The organism is Streptomyces sp. NPDC054757 (genome assembly GCF_053612185.1).
Genome location: NZ_JBSHBW010000004.1, coordinates 169,233 through 187,841, shown reverse-complemented (window position 1 = coordinate 187,841; position 18,609 = coordinate 169,233). Strand labels below are relative to the sequence as shown.

Here is an 18,609-nt window from a genome sequence, read left to right as displayed (position 1 = left end):
CCCATTCTGTGATCTTCTGGACAGATGAGCGAGCCGGCGACGCCCACCCCGGAGCCCACCAGTCCCGACCAGCCCGACCCCCACCGCTGGTGGGGGCTCGGCATCATCGCGCTGGCGCAGCTGATGGTGGTGCTCGACGCCACCATCGTGAACATCGCCCTGCCGTCCGCGCAGCACGACCTCCACCTGAGCAACGGCAACCGCCAGTGGGTCATCACGGCGTACACCCTGGCGTTCGGCGGACTGCTGCTGCTCGGTGGCCGGGTCGCCGACCTCGTCGGCCGTAAACGCACGTTCATCATCGGTCTGATCGGCTTCGCCGCCGCCTCGGCGCTCGGCGGCGGGGCGGTCAACGGCTCGATGCTCTTCGCGGCCCGCGCGCTCCAGGGTGCGTTCGCGGCGCTGCTCGCGCCGTCCGCGCTGTCCCTGCTCACCACCACCTTCTCGCTGGGCAGGGAGCGCGCCAAGGCGTTCGGGATCTACGGCGCGATCGCGGGCGCGGGTGCCGCGATCGGGCTGCTGCTCGGCGGCGTCCTCACCGAGTACCTCGACTGGCGCTGGTGTCTGTACGTCAATGTGCCCATCGCGGCCATCACCGTGTTCGGCGCCTTCGCCCTGCTCAGCGACCGCCAGGGAGCGCGCGAGAGCCATCTCGACATCCCGGGCGCGATTCTCGGCTGCGGCGGCCTCGTCGCGATCGTCTACGCGGTGAGCGAGGCCGAATCGCACGGCTGGTCCTCGTCCCTCGTCGTCTCCCTGCTCATCGTGGGTGTCGTGCTGCTCGCCGTCTTCGCCTGGTGGCAGACGCGCGCCGCCCACCCCATGCTGCCGCTGCACATCATCAGCAACCGCAGCCGGGCCGGCTCGATGATCACCATGGGGATGGCGACGCTGGCCATGTTCGGCCTCTTCCTCTTCCTGACGTACTACCTCCAGGGCATCCTCGGCTACAGCCCCATGCGCGCGGGGATCGCGTACCTCCCGATGTCCGCGATGATCATCATCGTCTCGACGCAGGTCTCGGCCCGGCTGCTGCACCACGTACCGCCGCGGCTGCTGATGGCGCCCGGGATGCTGATCGGCGCGGGCGGGCTCTTCGCCCTGACCTTCATCGGGACGCACTCCAACTACGTCGAGCACATCCTGCCGGGCACGATGATGCTCGGTCTCGGCATGGGCCTCGTCTTCATGCCGGTGATGGCGACGGCCACCGCGGGCGTCGCCCCACAGGACTCGGGCGTCACGTCGGCGACTGTCAACACGGCCCAGCAGGTGGGCGGATCGATCGGCACGTCCCTGCTCAACACCATCGCCACGACGACCACGGCGAGTTACCTCACCAGCCATATGCGGCCCGGAATCAGCAAGACGGCGCAGGCACAGCTCTCGAAGACCGCGGTGGTGCACGGCTTCAACATCGCGACGGCGTGGGCGGCCGGTTTCATGGTGGTGGGCGCGGTGCTCGCCTTCGTCATGGTGACCGCGGGCTCGCCCAGCCGACGCGAGGCGGCGGAGGCGGAGGCCGCCGGGGCGGCGGGGGGCTGACGGCTCGGCGACCGCCCGCGCAGAGGGGGGCGGCTCAGCGACCGCCCGCCCGCCCGCACACAGGGAGGCAGGCTCAGCGCCCGCCCGCACAGGGGGAGGCAGGCTGAGCGACCGCCCGCACGGACGCACCGACGGAGGCAGCCTCAGCGCCCGCCCGCCGGAGGCGAACCGGCCTCCCAGGCCGCTTCGATCATCCGGAAGATCTCGTCCACCGCGGCCTCCGGGTCGGCCTCCTCGCGGGCCAGCGAATAGGCGTCGATCACGAACCTGGCGATCGTCCGCGCGGCCGTCGCCGACCGCGCCAGGCCGGGTTCGGCGGCGATGGCGGCCGCCAGCGACTCCGCGTGGCGCAGCCTCATCGACTCCTCGTACTTCCGCAGGGCGGGCGACGCGTCGACCATGCGCCAGACCGGGGCGGCGCTGTCCGCCGTGCAGTGGCGCACCAGGGCCTGGATCTCCCTGCGCAGCGCCGGGATGAGCGGCTCGTGCGGTGCCCGGCCGGTGACCGCCCGGGCAAGACGCTGCTCGAACCCTTCGTCCTGCTCGAAGACCAGGGCCTCTTTCGACGCGAAGTGCGAGAAGAGCGTGGTGACGGCCACATCGGCCTCGGCGGCCACATCGCGGATGCCCACCGCGTCGTATCCGCGCTCCAGGAAGAGCCGCAGCGCGGTGTCGGCGATCCTCCGGCGGGTCTCGGCCTTCTTTCGCTCACGGCGTCCGGTCGGCACGGTCATGGCCTGACGCTACCAAATACAAATCCGTAACCGTTACGAAAAGCTAACTGTTAGTGCTACGGTCACCGGCATGAAGAAAGTGAGCTTCGCCGAGTTCGGCGGCCCGGACGTCCTGCACCTCATAGACGCCGATGAGCCCCACGCGGGCCCCGGCCGGATACGTATCGCCGTACGGGTGGCGGGGGTGAACCCCGTCGACTGGAGGATCCGCGAGGGCCAGATCCTCGGGGCCCATCCGACCGAGCTGCCCTCCGGCGTCGGAATCGACGCCTCCGGGGTGGTGGACGAGATCGGTGAGGGCGTCGAAGGGGTCGAGATCGGCGACCGGGTGTTCGGTGAGGGTTCGAGCACCTATGCCGAGTTCGCCGTACTGGGGGCCTGGGCCCGGATGCCCGGGGAGCTGTCGTTCGAAGAGGCGGCCGGGTACCCCTCCGTGGTGGAGACAGCGCTGCGCATCATCCGCGAGACCGGGGTGCGGCCCGGACAGACGCTGCTGGTCAGCGGTGCGTCAGGCGGTGTCGGATCGGCGGTGCTGCAGATCGCCCGGGACCGCGGCATCAAGGTGATCGGCACGGCCGGGGCAGCCAACCAGGACTATCTGCGCAGCCTGGGCGCCCTCGCGACGACGTACGGGGAGGGCTGGGCCGAGCGGGTGCGGCAGCTCGGCCCGGTCGACGCGGCGCTCGATCTGTCCGGCTCGGGCGTGATCCGCGAACTCGTCGGACTGACCGGGGATCCGCGGAAGGTGATCTCCATCGCCGATCTCGGCGCACCGGACCTCGGCGTCCGCTTCTCCGGCGTGGCCGGGAGCGTGCCGGACGCGCTCGCCGAGGCCGCTGCCCTCATCTCACGGGGAAAGCTCCACATCCCGGTCGAGAAGGCGTACCCGCTCGCCGAAGCCGCGGCGGCCCACATCGACAGCAAGGCCGGCCACACCCGCGGCCGCCGCATCGTGGTCGTCTGACCGGGCTGGGCCGCGTCAGACGACCACGGCGTTGTCCGACCACGGCGGTGTCCGACCGGGCCGGACCGGGCCGGACCGGGCCGGCTTCCGGTCGGGCCGGCTTCTGGTCGGCTCGGTGTCCGACCGGCCCGGTCGGCAGTGCGGGCCGGCCCGGTCGGCAGTGCGGGCCGGTCGGCAGTGCGGTCGCGCGGCGCGCCGCAACAGACTTCCAGCACGGTCGCGCGGTCCGCACCAACAGGCTCCCGGCACGGTCACACAGCCAGACGCAACGGACTTCCGGGTGGATCCGTCCGGTCGGTAACGGCCATCGCCACCACCCCGGGCCCCCACCCCACCCCGGACCCCCACGCCGAACCCCCGCGCCCGCCGCCCGGCCGCCCAGCCGCTTCGCCCACTGATCGGCGCCGCCCGGCGGCGCCGATTCCGTAGCGGCCCCATCCTTGGACGGAGATCACTCCGGACCGGCGGGAGCGGGATGATGCGGCGGTCGCTGCACTGGTGGAGGGCGCGCATGCGGGCGCGGCAGGCCCGCCTCGCCCGGCTGCGGCAGGACGACGCGACCGTGCTCGACCGCCTGTACGGCACCGCCTACGAGGATGTCCGCTTTCCGGCTCCCCGGGAGTTCGGCGACGTGGAGGCCGCGGACGTGCTGCGGTTCACGCTCGGCCTGGCGCGGGCGCTGTTCGACGCCGGGGCCCGGACCCGGGACATCCAGACGGCCGTCATCGCTGTCACGGCGACCTGGGGCATGCAGTACCTGGAGGTGGGAATCGGCGGGCGGTCGGTCCAGCTCCAGTACGCCCCACCCGGCCGGCGCCCCACCGTCGCGTTCCTCGCCCTGGGCTCGGAGGACACCCGGGATCTCGACCGGCTCGCGGCGCTGCAGCGCCTGACCACGCGGATCGCGGCGACGCGGATGGGGTGCGACGAGGCCGCCCCTGCGCTGCGCCGCCTCACCTCGGGCGGCTCCCGCTGGCCCTGGTGGTTCGGCCTGGCGGGAGGCGCCCTGCTGGCCGCGATGCTGTGCCTGCTCGCTTCCGGCACCGTCCGGGCGGCCTGTGTGTCACCGCTGGTCTTCCTGGTCGCCGAACGGGCCAGCTGGACACTGGGCCGCAGCGGCCTGCCGTCCTTCTACGTGACCACCCTGCGCACCGCCTGCGTCATGGCGGCCGTCATCACACTGATCGACGCCGGTGCGCTCAGCGGCCCGGAGGGGGCGAGTGTGGTCGCGGCCAACGTCATCCTGATGCTTCCGATCCTGTCCGTCGTCTCCCTCACCGAGGACGCCATCGACGGCTTCCCCTCGATGGCCGCCGTCCGCGCCGTCGGCCTGGCCGCCTTCGTCGCGGCCCTGGTAAGCGGGATCCTGATCACCGGCTTCCTGCTCAGGGGGGCGGACACCGACGCGCGCCACACCTCGCTCACCGCGCTTCCGGTGGTTCTCACCCTGGTGACCAGCTGTATCGGTTCACTCGGCAACACCGTGTTCATGGGTGGCGGTCCGCGCCTCGTCCCGTGGGGGATGGCGACCGGGCTGCTGGGCGCAACGGTCAAGGTCGCCGGAACGAGCACGCTGCACTGGTCCACCCCCCTGGCGACGGGCCTGGCCACCGCGGCCATGGGCACGGTCGCCGCCGCCGCGGCGCCCCGCACCGGCATCCCCGCCCGCGCGGTGGTCATCCCTGGCATCGCCGGTGGCGTCCTGCCGGGCCCGGACCTGTACCGGGGCATGCTGCAACTGCTGCTCGGGGTCCCCGGGGCGGGCGGCTATCTGCTGACGACAGTGACGGCGGTCGCCGCGATCGGCGTGGGGACCGTACTGGGGACCATCGTGGGGGCCGGGGCCGAGCGCCAGTGGTGGCGGTACCGCCACACGGCGTCCGGCGGAGCAGGAGTACGGGGAGTGCCGGACGGTTCGGGCCGGGGCTGACCACCTGTCGCACCCCCGGGCCCCTCAAGTTCGTAGCCAAAAACCCGGACACCGACGGGGCGAACTGCCCCACGGTCCGGGTGGACGAGGGTAAGCAGGAGCTTGTGTTGCAGGGCTGGAAAGCGGATGACTCGACGCGGGCCGACTGCCTGGCGGTCGGTCCGGTCCCTGACAGCGAAGAGGTAGTGCGGCTGCCCATGCGCATGGTGGCCGCCATTCGGGAGGCTTGTGATGTGGCGGAACGCTCCTCCGTTCAGTGAACTCCTGGCCGGATGCCGGGAGTCAGCGGTACACCTGGAGATGCGAGACCACTACGACGACCCGGACGAGGCCCCACGCGTCGCGGCCTGGAAGGCGGGCCGGAGGCCGGACCCGGACAACCGTGCATCGTGGTGGCGGCCATGGCTCGACATGGTTGCGGAGACAGTGGAACGCGGCGTGGAGATCCGACGCTCCCGCATCGTGTCGGAACCGGTCAGCGAATACACCCGCTACCTGTATGACGGGACCTTCACGAATATCGCGGCCGGTGAACAAATCAGGTGGTTGCCCCGACAGCGGGCATCAGACATCGCTCTGCCGGGCAACGATTTTTGGTTGTTCGACGGCCGTCTCGTCAGGTTCGGACATTTCTCAGGCGAGGGCACTTACCTGGGGGACGAGGTAACCGACGAGCCAGCCGTGGCAAAGCTCTGCGGTGAGGCTTTCGAGAACGTGTGGGCAAGAGCGACGCCGCACGAGGATTACCGGATCTGACCAGCATTCGCCAACGGCCTCGAACGCGATCTGGCCGCAGTGGTCGCAGGGCTCTCCACTCCTTGGAACTCGGGCGTCGTCGAGGGCCACGTCAACCGGATCAAGATGCTCAAGCGCCAGATGTATAGCCGGGCCGGCTTCCAGCTCTTGCGGAAGCGAGTCCTACTCGCGGGATGAACCCTTGCGCGCCGCGATAGATTACGGGCGACACGAGAGAAGAACTCGCATGGACTCCCGCATCCCGCGGCTGCGACGCAAACTGGCACGCATCCCCTACACACCCAACCGAAGCCACTCATTCGGCGAAGAACAGCACGAATTTCACCTCGGCCCCCGCCTGCCCAAGGCTCAGGCAGATGCCTTCGAAGCCGAGCATGACGTGGAACTCCCACAGCCTTATCGAGACTTCCTCACGAACATGGGCGGCAGCGGTGCGTCCCCGTACTACGGACTGATCCCGCTGGGAAGCTGCACCCTCTTCACGATGAACCCCAGAACTGCCAGCACCGGTTCAAGAGGATTCAGCCGGGCCTACCGCCCCACACGCGACGGTCACCTCTTCCTGCACGTCATAGAACGTGGCTGCAGCGATCTCGTCCTCATAGGCGTAACCGGCCCTCTCGCCGGGCGCATATTCATCGGCAACGCCGACGGCTTCTGGGGCCCGAACGCCTCCTCAGCCCCGGACTTTCTCGCCTGGTACGAACGATGGCTCGACCACATGGCCGCCGGACTGGACAACCGAGCACTGGAACTCGCCTCGCCTCGGCTCCACGCCCACCCAAATCGGTACCGTCTCGCTTCGAAGATCTGACTTTCCGTGACCACTCCACAGAAGTTGAGCCAGAACCAAGCGGCGCTGTGGCCCGCCTCACGGTCCAGAAGGACGGGACAGCCTTGGGCCCGTTCGTGGGGTCGTCCGCCTTCATGCGCATTCGGCAGCAACGCATGGTGCGTAAACACACGCGGGACTATCTGGGTGGCAAGCCCTGGCCCGCAGACGGCCGACAGAGCGCCACCCGCGTGTCCCCGGAAGCCGTGGGCGGATGGCTGGAGATGTTCGCTATCGGCCTCCAGACCATCGGCATGTTCCCGTGGGCGGAGGAGTACCACGACGGTTCGTACACTCTCTGGCTTCGGGATACGGCGGTCTCCTCCTGGGCCACAGTCGATTACGTGCCACAACAGAGCACGTTCGCGGTCTATCAGTCCGGCCCCCGGCGGTTGTGGGATGAGGTGGAGGCCGCGTTCCTGTGGTGGAACCAGCAGGGGCGGCCAGGCTTCGGGAGGCTGGGCCTGACCGTGGATGCCAAGTCCGGCAAGCACACACCGTGGCTCCTGTCCCCGGACCATCCGCTTCCCGTCATGGGGTGACCGCCCACTGACCGGCCCCGGTTACCCGCTCCCCCGTGACGGACGGCCGGGGCCCTCGCCTCGCGCGCACCTCGCCCGGTCCCGCCTACTCCACCCTGCCTATTCCACCCCGCCTATTCCACCCGCCCGCCCAGCGCCGCCAGTGCCCCGTCAGTCAGCCGGTAGACCGTCCACTCGTCCTGCGGCCGGGCGCCCAGGGACTCGTAGAAGTTGATCGACGGCTCGTTCCAGTTCAGGACCGACCACTCCAGCCGCTCGTACCCGCGCTCCACGCAGGTCCGCGCCAGTTCGGTCAGCAGGGCCTTGCCGTAGCCGCCGCCGCGTAGTTCCGGGCGTACGTAGAGGTCCTCCAGGTAGATCCCGTGGACCCCGCGCCAAGTGGAGAAGTTGAGGAACCACAGGGCGAACCCGGCGGTCTCGCCCTCCGGGGTCTGCGCGAGGAACGCGAAAGCCGCCGGGCGCTCGCCGAACAGCGCCTCGTGCAACTGCGCCTCGGTGGCGCGGGCTTCGTCCAGGGCCTTCTCGTACTCCGCGAGCTCACGGATCATCGTGTGGATGACGGGGACGTCGGCGGGTGTGGCGTTGCGAATCATGCGCGCAGACTAACCAAGGGCCCCCGGCGCCAGCAGGGTCCGGGCGATCTCCGTCATCTCGGGGCTCAGCCGGCGGGCGCCCTCCGCCACCGTCCAGAGGCTGTTCTGCAGGACGCGTCCCAGGGTCCAGGCGCGCGCCCGCTCCCGGTCCCGCGCCATCCCCAGCGCATCGGTCATCAGGTCGAACCGGCGCAGCAGCCGGCCCTCCCCGAAGCGGTTCCACAGGGCGGGCAGCAGCTCGAAGCCCGGGTCGCCCGCGAGCGGCTTCGGGTCGATCGCCAGCCAGGGTTCGCGGTCCGCCGCCAGGACGTTGTCGAAATGCAGGTCCCAGTGGAGCAGCCGGTCCCCCGGTTCGTCCGCCACCTCCCGTACGGCTGCCGCGCAGCTCTCCAGCAACCGCCGTTCCGCTCCGTCGGCCAGGGAGCCGGCGGCCTCCGGTACGTGGTCGAGCATCCGGGCCGTGATGTCGGCGAGCCGCCGCGTCCCGTCCGGTGCGGGTACGGAGGTCAGCCGGGCGAGCAGCCCCGCGATGACCTCGGTCGCCGCCAGGACGTCCGGTACCGAAGCCAGCGGCCTGCCCTCGTCCAGCCGTTCCAGGAGCATGGTCCCGGTCGCCGGGTCGTGGTCGAGGAGCCGGACGGCGCCCCGGCCGCCCCAGGCCCGCAGCGCGACCGGCTCCCCCTCGGTCTCCGCGTCCACCTCCTGCAGCTTCAGTGCGGCCCGCGCTCCGTCGGCCGTACGCACCACGGGCAGCACGACCGCGACCCGTCCCCGCATCGGCGGGCCCTCCTGCCGCAGCCCCCACCTGTCCAGGAACTCCCGGGCCAGGTCCGCTGCGGGGTGCGCATCAGGTACGGGGTGCGTGTCCGCCGCTCCGCCACTCGTCGCGCCGCCGCCGTCCGCCACGGAGCGCGGCCCGCCGTCCGCCGCCACGCCGTCGCCCGTCTGTTCGCTCACGTCCCGTTCCCTCTCCCTCGGCCCGGCGCATCGGCAGGCCCGGCCCCGCACACTGGCTCCGCGTACCGGCCCCGCCCACCGCCCCCGCCCGGCGCGGTGACCCCCGCGCCACCGGGGACGAAGCAGCAGAATCGGCGCATGAACCGCGTCCGCCACGCCGTCGCCTCGTACATCCGCAGCGCCCCGGGCACCTACGTCTGGCTGGTCATCCTCTTCCTCACCACTATCGCGCTGCACCAGATGTCACCCGGGTTCGAGCGGCACTACCTCGGCAGGCGCTCCACCAATATCCATGAACTGTCCACCCACCCCGTCCGGGTGCTGATCCAGAGCGCGATGTACATCGACGGCGGTGGCTGGATCTCGTACGCCGTGCTCTACACCGTCTTCCACGCGCCGGCCGAACGCTGGCTCGGCACGCTCCGCTGGCTCTGTGTCGCCGCCCTCGCGCATGTCCTCGCCTCCTTCATCAGCGAGGGCGCCCTGCTCTGGGCGATCCACCACCACCGGGCCCCCGAATCGGCCGTCAACACCCTGGACGTGGGCGTGAGTTACGCGCTCGCCGGGGTGATCGCCGTACTGACCTACCGGATCGCACGTCCCTGGCGCTGGGTGTATCTGGCCGGGGTACTCGTGGGGTCCGGCCTGCCGCTGTTCACCGACCGCACCTTCACCGACCTGGGCCACTTCGCCTCGGTCCTCATCGGGCTGGCCTGCTACCCGCTGACCCGGCACATCGGCGCCGCCCCGTGGAACCCGCTGAACCTGCTGCCCCTCCTGCGGCGCTACGCTCCCGGCAACCGCCGGCGGAACACCGAACGGCCCTGATCAAGCGGTCCGACCCGGCGGACCGGTCCAGAAGGCAGAGGTCCCCATGCGCTCCACAGTCAGTGGCACAGTCAACGGCACCGTCAACGGCGGCATATCGTTCTGGTACGCGGACCGGGGCACCCCTCTCGCCCGCGAGCCGCTGCCGGGCGACGCGAGCACCGACGTGGTGATCGTCGGCGGCGGGTACACCGGGCTGTGGACGGCGTACTACCTCAAGAAGGCCGTCCCGTTCCTCAACATCACCGTGCTCGAAGCCCGGTTCTGCGGGTACGGCGCGTCCGGCCGCAACGGCGGCTGGCTCTACAACGGCATCGCGGGCCGCGACCGGTACGCGAAGCTGCACGGCCACGAAGCGGCCGTCCGTCTCCAGCAGGCCATGAACGACACGGTGGCGGAGGTCGTCAGGACAGCGGCCGACGAGTCGATCGACGCCGACATCCAGCAGGGCGGCGTACTCGAAGTCGCCCACACACCGGCCCAGTTGCGGCGGCTCAAGGACTTCCACGCGGCGGAGACCGCCTTCGGCGAGACCGACCGCACCCTGCACGGCGCCCGCGAGACCGCCGAGCGGATCCGGGTCACCGGGGCCATCGGCTCGACCTGGACCCCGCACGGCGCGCGGCTGCACCCGGCGAAACTGGTCCAGGGCCTGGCCGAGACCGTCGAGGCACTCGGCGTCACCCTCCACGAGTCGACCCCGGTCACCGAGATCAGGCCCAAGCACGCGGTCACCCCGTACGGAACGGTCCGCGCGCCCTACATCCTGCGCTGCACCGAGGGATACACGGCCGGTATCAAGGGCGCCCGGCGCAGCTGGCTCCCGATGAACTCCTCGATGATCGCCACCGAGCCGCTGCCGCAGTCCGTCTGGGACACCATCGGCTGGGAGGGCGGCGAGACGCTGGGCGACATGGCGCACGCGTACATGTACGCGCAGCGCACCGCCGACGGCCGGATCGCGCTCGGCGGACGCGGTGTCCCGTACCGCTACGGCTCGCGCGCCGCCCGCTCCGACCGCGCCGGGCGCACCGAGCCCGCCACCATCGAAGCGCTGCGCGAGATCCTGGTCCGCTTCTTTCCGGCCACGGCGGGCGTACGGATCGACCACGCCTGGTCGGGGGTGCTCGGCGTCCCGCGCGACTGGTGCGCGACCGTCACCCTGGACCGGTCGACGGGCCTCGGCTGGGCGGGCGGGTACGTCGGTTCAGGTGTGGCCACCGCCAATCTGGCCGCCCGTACGCTGCGTGACCTGATCCAGCAGGACTCCGGCCAGTCCGGGCCTACCGACCTGACCACGCTGCCCTGGGTGAACCACAAGGTCCGCAACTGGGAGCCAGAGCCGCTGCGCTGGCTGGGCGTGCACGGGATGTACCGGGCGTACCGGGCGGCGGACGCCCGCGAACTGACCGCCCGCAGCACGGCGACCGACCGGATCGCCATGCTGGCGGACCGGATCGCGGGGCGCTGAGGGCCTGCTTGCCGCGTCTTCCGCAAGCCCCGCCCCGCCCCGCCCAGCCCAGCCCCGTCCCCCCGCAAGTCCCCCGGTACGGAAGGTAATCGGGAGTTCACGGTCGGCTCACGCGTGGTAGACACAGAGCAGGCACAGAGCAGGCACAGCAGTGCAGTGACGGTCCCGGGCGTCTCGGTGCCCGGGACCGCTTACCGGGGGGATGCGGTATGTCCGGGGACCGGCGGGGCGGGGACCGGCAGGGTGAGGCGGCGAGAGGGAGCGCGCCAATGGGCCCTGACGGCATGAGAGTCGGTGGTGTCGGGGACGTGGAGGGGGGCGCTGCCGGTCCGGACTCATCGGCCGGGTTCGGGCCGCCCGAGGTGCTGGGGGCGTCCGGCGGGCCGAGCGGTTACGGCGGCCTGGAAGGTCACAGCGTTCACAGCGGTTACGGCAGTGACAGCGGCCCCAGCAACCCCACCGAACCCGGTGGATTCGGCCCGCCGCCGCCCGCCGCTCCCCCGATGCCGGCCGTCCCGCCCACGCCTCCCACCCCGCCCGCCCCGGCGGACCCGATGCGGGCCGCGGCCGTGGCGCTGCTCAACCTCAGCGGGCTGGGCCTCGGTTATCTGCTGCTCAGGCGGTGGCCCGCCCTCGCTGTGTGCTGGGCGGCGACCGGTGCGCTGCTGGTGCTCGCCCTGCCCGCGGACCCGGACGGTGTGCCCGCCGGCGTACTCGTCGCGTACCTCGGCGTGCTGGTCCTGGCCGCGGCCCACGGCGCGTACCGCGCTCTGCGGCACCACATCATCCGGCCGCCGCGGTCGCCCGTCGCACTCGCGCTCGGCCTGGTGCTGCTGGCCGCACCGGTCGGCGGTGCCGTGCTGTACGAAGGGGCGCGCGACGAGGCCGCCCAGCAGCTGCTCCTCGACCGGCTCGCCGACGCGGACCGGCTGGTCACCCAAGCGAAGAGCGAGGACTTCCCGGTGGCCCGGGTGTCCTACGGCAAGGCCCTGGCCGCGTACCACGACCTCGGCGTCCACCACCCGGGCTCCCGCGCCGCCCGCCGCGTCCCGGCGTCGCTGCACACGTACTACGAGACGGTAGCCACCCCGTTCCGCGAGAAGAAGTACTGCGCCGCCGTCGAACCGCTCGCCTATCTGCGGACGGTGCCCGGGACCTACGGCAGGAAGCAGCTGGGCGCACTGGCCGGATGGCCCGACGACAAGCTCGCCACCTCGCTGTACGAGTGCGGGGTGACCGGCCTCGGCACCGGGAAGGACGTCGTGTCACCGACCGGGAGCCTCGGGCAGCTGCTCACGGCCTTCCCCGCGTCCCGGCAGGCCGCGAAGGTCGAACCGGCCGTCAGCTCCGCGATCGACAAGGCCGCGGGCGAGCTGAAGGGGTCCGCGCCGTGCGCGGCCAACGACCGTCTGAAGAACCTCCAGGGACAGGCCGTCGGCCTGCCGGGCAAGGAGGCGGGCGTGGACGCGGCGCTGACGGACGCGCTGCGCGAGGACGCGGCGACCGCGGGCCGGAAGGTCCAGGCGGGTACGTACATCTGCGGTCTCGACCAGTACCGGAAGGGCGACTTCGGCGGAGCGCTGAAGACGCTGACCGACTTCGCGAGCGCCTACCGCGGCGACCGGAACCGCGCCCGCGCCCAGAAGACCGCCATCGCCGCGGAGATCGCGCAGAGCGAGCCGGGGGCGGGCAAGCGGCTGCCGTCGATGGCGTCCGGCGGCAGCATCCCGGTGACGATCAGCAACGACAGCCCGGACGAGGTCGAGATCCTCTACACCGGCCCGGTCACCGGCAGCTTCACCCTCAAGGCGTGCAAGGGCTGTTCGGCGTACTCCAGCAGCGCATCGGCGCAGACGAACGCCTGCAAGGGCGGCAGGAGCTACCCGGAGCGGACCATCTCCCTGCCGCCCGGCACCTCGTACTTCCTGCACAAGTCCCTGAACAGCTCGACCACCACATCGGGCAGCAACACGGCCAGGATCCAGCCGGGTTACACGTACACGGAGTGCGCGTACGTGGTCCAGGGCACCGGTTCGGGCTATACGTCCTGAACCGGCCCGGTCCCGTACGTATGTGATCCACCGGCCAGGGGCGGCGCCGGCTCAGAACCCGGTGCCGCCCGTGAGAACGTCCCGGGCGTCCGGCATGGCAGGCCGCCCGCCGGACTCAGGGTCCGGGTTCTGGCCCGGGTCCTGGTCCGGGTCCGGGTTCTCGGCGGCGAGGGTGAGCGCCCTGAGCCCCACGACCAGCCCGGAGCGTACGTCCACCGGCAGCCGGCCCACCAGCGCGGCGACTTCGCGGTGGCGGTGCTCAAGGACCGTGGCGACCAGCGCCGCGCCCTCGTCGGTGGTCCGCAGCACGACCTCCCGCCGGTTGGCCGGGTTGGCCTTGCGGTCGACCAGCCCGCCCGCCTCCAGCCGGTCCACCATCCGCATCGCCGTCGACGCGTTGACCTCCAGGACGGCCGCGAGCGCCGCCAGCTTCACCGGCCCGCTGGAGTCGAGCACCACCAGGGTCCGCAGCTGCGGAAGGGTCAGCGCGCTGCCGACCTCGGCGAGGGCACGCGCCGAGAGCCCGACGAGCAGCCGCGCGGCGGCCATCACGGCTGCGGTGACCTCGTCGGTCTCGTCCCCGGCCGCGCCCCTGGCTCCGTTCCCCGCCACACCCGCGGACACGTCTCCGGCCGCACCCCCGGACACGTCACCGGCCACGCCCCCCGACATGCCTCCGGCCGCGTCCTCGGCCATGCCCCCGGTCGCGTCCCCGGCGCGGCTGCCCGCAGCCGTCTGCTCGCCCGTCATGCGGTCCGTCCACCGTTTCCGGCCGCCGGGCTGTCCACCCGGGCGGTCCTGTCGGCCGGGGTCCACCCCGGCTGCTCATCAGGCCGTACATCAGGCTGTTCGGCAGGCCGTTCGTCAGGCCCTTCGGCAGACCCTTCGTCAGGCCGTTCGTCAGACTGACCAGCGGGCGCGTTCATCGGACCGCGCCCATCATTGCAGTCTGCAATGATAGTCTCGGTCCCGCGCACCACGCACCGCTCGGACGTGCCGCTCAGGCACCCCGCTCGACACACCGCTGATCCGTACCTCACCAGTATCCGGGCATCCGTACCCGACACCTCGCGCGCCACGGACCGCCCCACCCGTACTGCCGCCCTCCGCACAGGGCACCGGCAGCTCCCTGGGCAATGACGCCCTCAGGGTCTTCCGCCCGGAAGGCCCCACGCCCGCGCGTGAACCCACTCGGTACGCAGGACACCGGCACCCGCCCCGTCGCGGTGGACCGGTGGCCTTCTTCCGTGTGCCCGCGACGGCTCTGCCCCTGCCTGCACCACCGACGGAGGAGAACCCGTGATTCCGCACCCCCCTGCCCCGGACCCCGCACACACCCCCGGCCGGCTCGCCCCTCCCCCACAGAAGGTGAAGAGCCTGGCGGACTTCCGTGTCCCGCCCCGGGTCGCGCTGATCGCCGTACTCGCCCTGCCGGTCGGCGCCGCCGCGGCGCTCGTGGCCGTGGGGCTGCTGAAGCTGATCGAGCTCTTCACCAACCTCTGCTTCCACGGCCGGTTCGCCTTCGGCGCCACCACCCCTGGCTCCACCTCGCACTGGTGGCTGATCCTCTTCATGCCCGTCGTGGGCGGGCTGGTCATCGGCCTGATGGCCCGGTACGGATCGGAGAAGATCCGCGGCCACGGAATGCCGGAGGCCATCGAGTCGATCCTGTTCGGCGCCAGCAAGGTGCAGCCCAGGCTGGCGGTGCTCAAGCCCGTCTCGTCGGCCATCGGTATCGGCACCGGCGGGCCGTTCGGCGCCGAGGGACCGATCATCATGACCGGCGGGGCGGTCGGTTCGATACTCGCCCAGTTCCTCCATGTCACCACCGACGAACGCAAGACCCTGCTGGTCGCGGGCTCCGCCGCCGGTATGGCGGCCACCTTCAACTCCCCGCTGGCCGCGATCCTGCTCGCCGTCGAGCTGCTGCTCTTCGAGTGGCGCCCCCGCTCGTACATCCCCGTGGCGGTCGCCGCGGTCACCGCGACGCTGGTCCGCGGTCCGATCCTGGGCACCGCCCCGCTCTTCGCCGGCGCCCATGTCCCGGACCGGCTGCCGCTCTCCGCATACGGGCTGTGTCTGGTCTCCGGGATCGGCGCCGGGCTGCTCGCACTCGGCGCGACAGCGCTGGTGTACTTCTCGGAGGACATGTTCGCCAAGCTGCCGCTGCACTGGATGTGGTGGCCGGCCATCGGCGGCCTGATCATCGGCGTCGGCGGGCTCTTCGAGCCCCGCGCGCTGGGCGTCGGGTACGACGTCATCGACCAGCTCCTCACCGGCCGGGCCACCGTGGGGCTGATCATCGGCATCCTGGTGGTCAAGACCCTGATCTGGGGCCTCTCGCTGGGCTCGGGGACCTCGGGCGGCGTACTCGCCCCGATGTTCATGATCGGCGGGGCGCTCGGCGCGGCCGAGGGGCTGGTCTTCCCGGCCGTGAGCCCCGGCTTCTGGGCCCTGGTCTCGCTGGCCGGGGTACTCGGCGGAGTCATGCGCTCCCCGCTGACCGGCATCGTCTTCTGCCTCGAACTGACCCATGAGATGAACGCCCTGCTCCCCATGGTGATCACCGCGTCCTCCGCCTACCTCCTCTCGGTGATCATCCTCAAGCGCTCGGTCCTCACCGAGAAGCTCGCCCGCCGGGGTCTGCACCTCACCCGGGAGTACTCGGTGGACCCGCTGGAGGTCCATCTCGTACGGCAGCTCGAATCCCCCATCACCGCGACGTTCCGCACCGACGAGACGGTGGCCGACATCAAGCGGGAGCTGGCCGCTCCGCACGGCAGCCATGACGTCGACGGCTTCCTCGCCCAGCGGCTCTACCCCGTGATGGACCCGGCGGGACATCTGGCCGGTGTCGTCACCCGCTCCGACTTCCTGTTCAGCGCCCCTGACGACCCCACCCCGCTCGGCGAACTCGCCAGGCCCGCGGTGACCGCGTACCCCGACGAGACCCTGCGCACCCTCGCCAACCGTATGGCGGCGCACCACGTCACCCGGGTGGTGATCGTCGGCCGGGACGATCCGGACCGGCTCGAAGGGCTGCTCAGCCTGCGGCAGTTGCTCGAAGCCCGCCGGATAGACCTGCATGAGGAGCAGCACGCCGAGCGCTTCCTCAGCCTCGTACCGCGCAGGTTCCAGCAGGGCGTGCTCCAGCGGCAGGACGGATAGCGGCGGCCGGGCCGGGCCAGGACCGGCCCGGCCCGGATCGCACGGCGGGGCGGCCGATGCGCGTACCGGCCACCGCACGGCGCTGTTCGCGTACGGCCTCTTGTCAGCGCCCCGGACGCACAGCAGACTGCTGCCCGAGGGACAGACATTGGATGTCTAGACCATTCTGGGTCATTCATTCCCCTCCCTGTCCCCTGCATCCGCTGCGCCCAAGGACCGAAGGAGCACTCATGGGAACGGGAACGCCTTTCGGGCGACGATCCGTACTGGCCATAGGGGCAGGCGTGGCATCCCTGCCGCTCCTGCCCGCCGCACCCGCGGCCGCCTCCCCCGCGCAGGGCGGCACCAGCACTGACGCACTCGGGAAAGGTCGGATTAATCCCGCGCGTATCCCTCCCGCCTCGCAGATCGCGGTCAGCGCGTCCGACACCCCGGACACCATCGTGCGCAAGGCGGCCCATGTCGTCCCCCGGCCCTCCCAAGTCGCCTGGCAGCAGCGGGAGGTGACCGCCTTCACGCACTTTGGCATGAACACCTTCACCGACCGCGAGTGGGGCTCGGGCGCCGAGGACGAGGCGACCTTCGACCCGTCGGGGATGGACGCCGACCAGTGGATGCGCGCCTACCGGGCGGCCGGCGCCCGCCAGGTGATGTTCACGGCCAAACACCACGACGGCTTCGTCCTCTACCCGACCCGCTACACCAACCACTCGGTGATCGCGAGCCCTTGGTGGATCCGCACCCGGGGCTGCTCCGCCGCCGAACGCGACGCCACCGCCAAGGCCCGGGCCCAGGCCGAGAAGCGCCGCTCCGACGATCCGGCCGCCTACTGGCGGGCCCGGAACGCCGGCTGCCGCAACCCCCTGGGCGACGTCCTCGGCACCTATCTCAAGGCCGCCCGCCGGGCCGGTCTCAGGGTGGGCGTCTATCTCTCCCCCGCCGACGGCTCCGAGCAGCCGCACGCCTGGCACGCCCGGTACGTCGAGGAGATCCGCGCGAAGCAGGCGTCGGGCCAGTCGCTCAGCATCGAGGAGCAGGCCACCGTCGACGACGGCGACCGCGCCCCCGGCGGCCAGGGCCGTTACGGCAGCGGAAGCCCGGTCGTCCGCCGTACGATCCCGACCCTGGTCCCCGGCGACGACCGGGCGGACGCGCTCGCCGCGCACCGCATCCCGTCCTTCACGGTGCGGGCCGACGACTACAACGCGTACTACCTGAACCAGCTCTACGAACTCTTCACGCAGTACGGCCCCATCGACGAGTTGTGGCTCGACGGCGCCAACCCCTGGACCGACGCGGGGATCACCGAGAAGTACGACTTCACCGCCTGGTTCAGGCTCATCCACGCACTCTCCCCCGACACCGTCACCTTCGCGGGACCGCAGGGCACCCGCTGGATCGGCAACGAGAACGGGGTGGGCCGCACCACCGAGTGGAGCGTCACGCCCGCCACCGCCGACCCCGCGACCGCACACGGCGAAGGGCTGCTCCCGGACGGCGCGAGTGCCGCCGACATCGGCTCCCGCGACAAGATCACCGCGCCCGGGGTCGAGTACCTCCAGTGGTTCCCCGCCGAGGCGGATGTCTCGCTGCGGCCCGGCTGGTTCTTCCACGCCGACGAGAAGCCCAAGACCCCGCAGCAACTCCTCACGATCTACGAGGAGTCGGTGGGCCGCAACGCCGTACTGCTGCTGAACGTCCCGCCGGGCCGGGACGGCCGCATCGCCGCACCCGACGTGGCCTCGCTCACCGCGTTCGGCGACTCTGTCACCGCGACGTACGGCCGCAACCTGCTCACGTCGGGACCCGGCCGCACCCCTCTGCTCACGGCGGGCCGGGGCCGCCGCGATCCGGTCCTGCGCACTCTCACCGACGGCCGGCTCACCACCGCCTGGTCGCCCTCGCACGGGGCCACCACGGGCGCCGTCACCGTACGGCTCTCCACGGCCAGGACCTTCGACCGCGTCCGGCTCGGCGAGGACATCACCAGGGGCCAGCAGGTGGAACGGTTCGCGGTCGACATCTGGACCGGCACCGCCTGGCAGCAGACCACGGCCGGCACGACGATCGGTTACGCCCGGATCCTGTCCCTGCCCGAGCCGGTGACCTCGGACGGCATCCGCGTCAGAATCCTCCAGTCCCGCGCCACCCCGCGCCTCGCGTCGGCGTCACTCCATCTGAACGTGCCACCGGAGTGAGGCAGAGGGGAGGACGGGAGGGGGACGGCCCGGAGGGGGA

Annotated in this window: 15 protein-coding genes and 1 pseudogene; 12 read left to right on the top strand and 4 right to left on the bottom strand. The window is 71.5% G+C overall.

What is annotated here, in order from left to right:
- The first annotated feature begins 24 nt into the window (after positions 1-24).
- Positions 25-1,545, top strand: coding sequence for an MFS transporter (locus tag ACWGKJ_RS07850; RefSeq protein WP_385024725.1), 1,521 nt, complete (start codon positions 25-27; stop codon positions 1,543-1,545).
- Positions 1,546-1,688: 143 nt separating this feature from the next.
- Here the strand turns inward: ACWGKJ_RS07850 and ACWGKJ_RS07845 are convergent, their stop codons facing one another.
- Positions 1,689-2,279: a TetR/AcrR family transcriptional regulator gene (locus ACWGKJ_RS07845; protein WP_385024727.1), complete on the bottom strand. Its 591-nt coding sequence runs from the start codon at positions 2,277-2,279 to the stop codon at positions 1,689-1,691.
- 70 nt (positions 2,280-2,349) lie between these two features.
- On the opposite strand from ACWGKJ_RS07845, the gene ACWGKJ_RS07840 reads away from it, so the two are divergent.
- From ACWGKJ_RS07840 to ACWGKJ_RS07815, 6 genes and pseudogenes are all read left to right on the top strand, one after another.
- Positions 2,350-3,243, top strand: a complete 894-nt coding sequence (locus ACWGKJ_RS07840) for an NADP-dependent oxidoreductase (protein WP_453315687.1) — start codon at positions 2,350-2,352, stop codon at positions 3,241-3,243.
- 511 nt (positions 3,244-3,754) lie between these two features.
- Positions 3,755-5,173, top strand: coding sequence for a threonine/serine exporter family protein (locus tag ACWGKJ_RS07835; RefSeq protein ID WP_385024731.1), 1,419 nt, complete (start codon positions 3,755-3,757; stop codon positions 5,171-5,173).
- A 231-nt stretch (positions 5,174-5,404) separates the two neighbouring features.
- A complete protein-coding gene (locus ACWGKJ_RS07830) occupies positions 5,405-5,929 on the top strand; it encodes a DUF6879 family protein (protein WP_385024733.1) in 525 nt (174 codons plus the stop codon).
- A 9-nt stretch (positions 5,930-5,938) separates the two neighbouring features.
- Positions 5,939-6,106 (top strand): annotated as a pseudogene (locus ACWGKJ_RS07825) (ISL3 family transposase); the annotation flags it as partial.
- Between the two features lie 49 nt (positions 6,107-6,155).
- The gene (locus ACWGKJ_RS07820) at positions 6,156-6,743 is read left to right on the top strand and encodes an SMI1/KNR4 family protein (protein ID WP_385024735.1); all 588 of its coding nucleotides are present in this window, start codon (positions 6,156-6,158) and stop codon (positions 6,741-6,743) included.
- An 83-nt stretch (positions 6,744-6,826) separates the two neighbouring features.
- Positions 6,827-7,303 (top strand): hypothetical protein, encoded by a 477-nt coding sequence (locus ACWGKJ_RS07815; RefSeq protein WP_385024737.1) that lies wholly within the window; start codon positions 6,827-6,829, stop codon positions 7,301-7,303.
- Positions 7,304-7,416: 113 nt separating this feature from the next.
- Here the strand turns inward: ACWGKJ_RS07815 and ACWGKJ_RS07810 are convergent, their stop codons facing one another.
- Positions 7,417-7,896 carry a GNAT family N-acetyltransferase gene (locus ACWGKJ_RS07810; RefSeq protein WP_385024739.1) on the bottom strand — a complete coding sequence of 160 codons (480 nt, stop codon included), beginning with the start codon at positions 7,894-7,896 and terminating at the stop codon, positions 7,417-7,419.
- Between the two features lie 9 nt (positions 7,897-7,905).
- The gene (locus ACWGKJ_RS07805) at positions 7,906-8,853 is read right to left on the bottom strand and encodes an aminoglycoside phosphotransferase family protein (protein WP_385024741.1); all 948 of its coding nucleotides are present in this window, start codon (positions 8,851-8,853) and stop codon (positions 7,906-7,908) included.
- A gap of 138 nt (positions 8,854-8,991) precedes the next feature.
- Between ACWGKJ_RS07805 and ACWGKJ_RS07800 the strand changes: the two genes are divergently transcribed.
- The 3 genes from ACWGKJ_RS07800 (at position 8,992) to ACWGKJ_RS07790 (ending at position 13,203) form a co-directional block, all read left to right on the top strand.
- Complete coding sequence (locus ACWGKJ_RS07800; RefSeq protein WP_385024743.1) at positions 8,992-9,681, top strand: rhomboid-like protein; 690 nt, start codon at positions 8,992-8,994, stop codon at positions 9,679-9,681.
- A 46-nt stretch (positions 9,682-9,727) separates the two neighbouring features.
- Positions 9,728-11,152, top strand: coding sequence for an NAD(P)/FAD-dependent oxidoreductase (locus tag ACWGKJ_RS07795; protein WP_385024745.1), 1,425 nt, complete (start codon positions 9,728-9,730; stop codon positions 11,150-11,152).
- A gap of 269 nt (positions 11,153-11,421) precedes the next feature.
- Positions 11,422-13,203, top strand: a complete 1,782-nt coding sequence (locus ACWGKJ_RS07790) for a hypothetical protein (protein ID WP_385024747.1) — start codon at positions 11,422-11,424, stop codon at positions 13,201-13,203.
- Positions 13,204-13,254: 51 nt separating this feature from the next.
- Here the strand turns inward: ACWGKJ_RS07790 and ACWGKJ_RS07785 are convergent, their stop codons facing one another.
- The gene (locus ACWGKJ_RS07785; protein ID WP_385024844.1) at positions 13,255-13,752 is read right to left on the bottom strand and encodes a MarR family winged helix-turn-helix transcriptional regulator; all 498 of its coding nucleotides are present in this window, start codon (positions 13,750-13,752) and stop codon (positions 13,255-13,257) included.
- Between the two features lie 750 nt (positions 13,753-14,502).
- Between ACWGKJ_RS07785 and ACWGKJ_RS07780 the strand changes: the two genes are divergently transcribed.
- Both ACWGKJ_RS07780 and ACWGKJ_RS07775 read left to right on the top strand, forming a co-directional pair.
- Complete coding sequence (locus ACWGKJ_RS07780; protein WP_385024749.1) at positions 14,503-16,371, top strand: chloride channel protein; 1,869 nt, start codon at positions 14,503-14,505, stop codon at positions 16,369-16,371.
- 230 nt (positions 16,372-16,601) lie between these two features.
- Positions 16,602-18,569, top strand: coding sequence for an alpha-L-fucosidase (locus tag ACWGKJ_RS07775; RefSeq protein ID WP_385024751.1), 1,968 nt, complete (start codon positions 16,602-16,604; stop codon positions 18,567-18,569).
- Positions 18,570-18,609 lie beyond the last annotated feature (40 nt).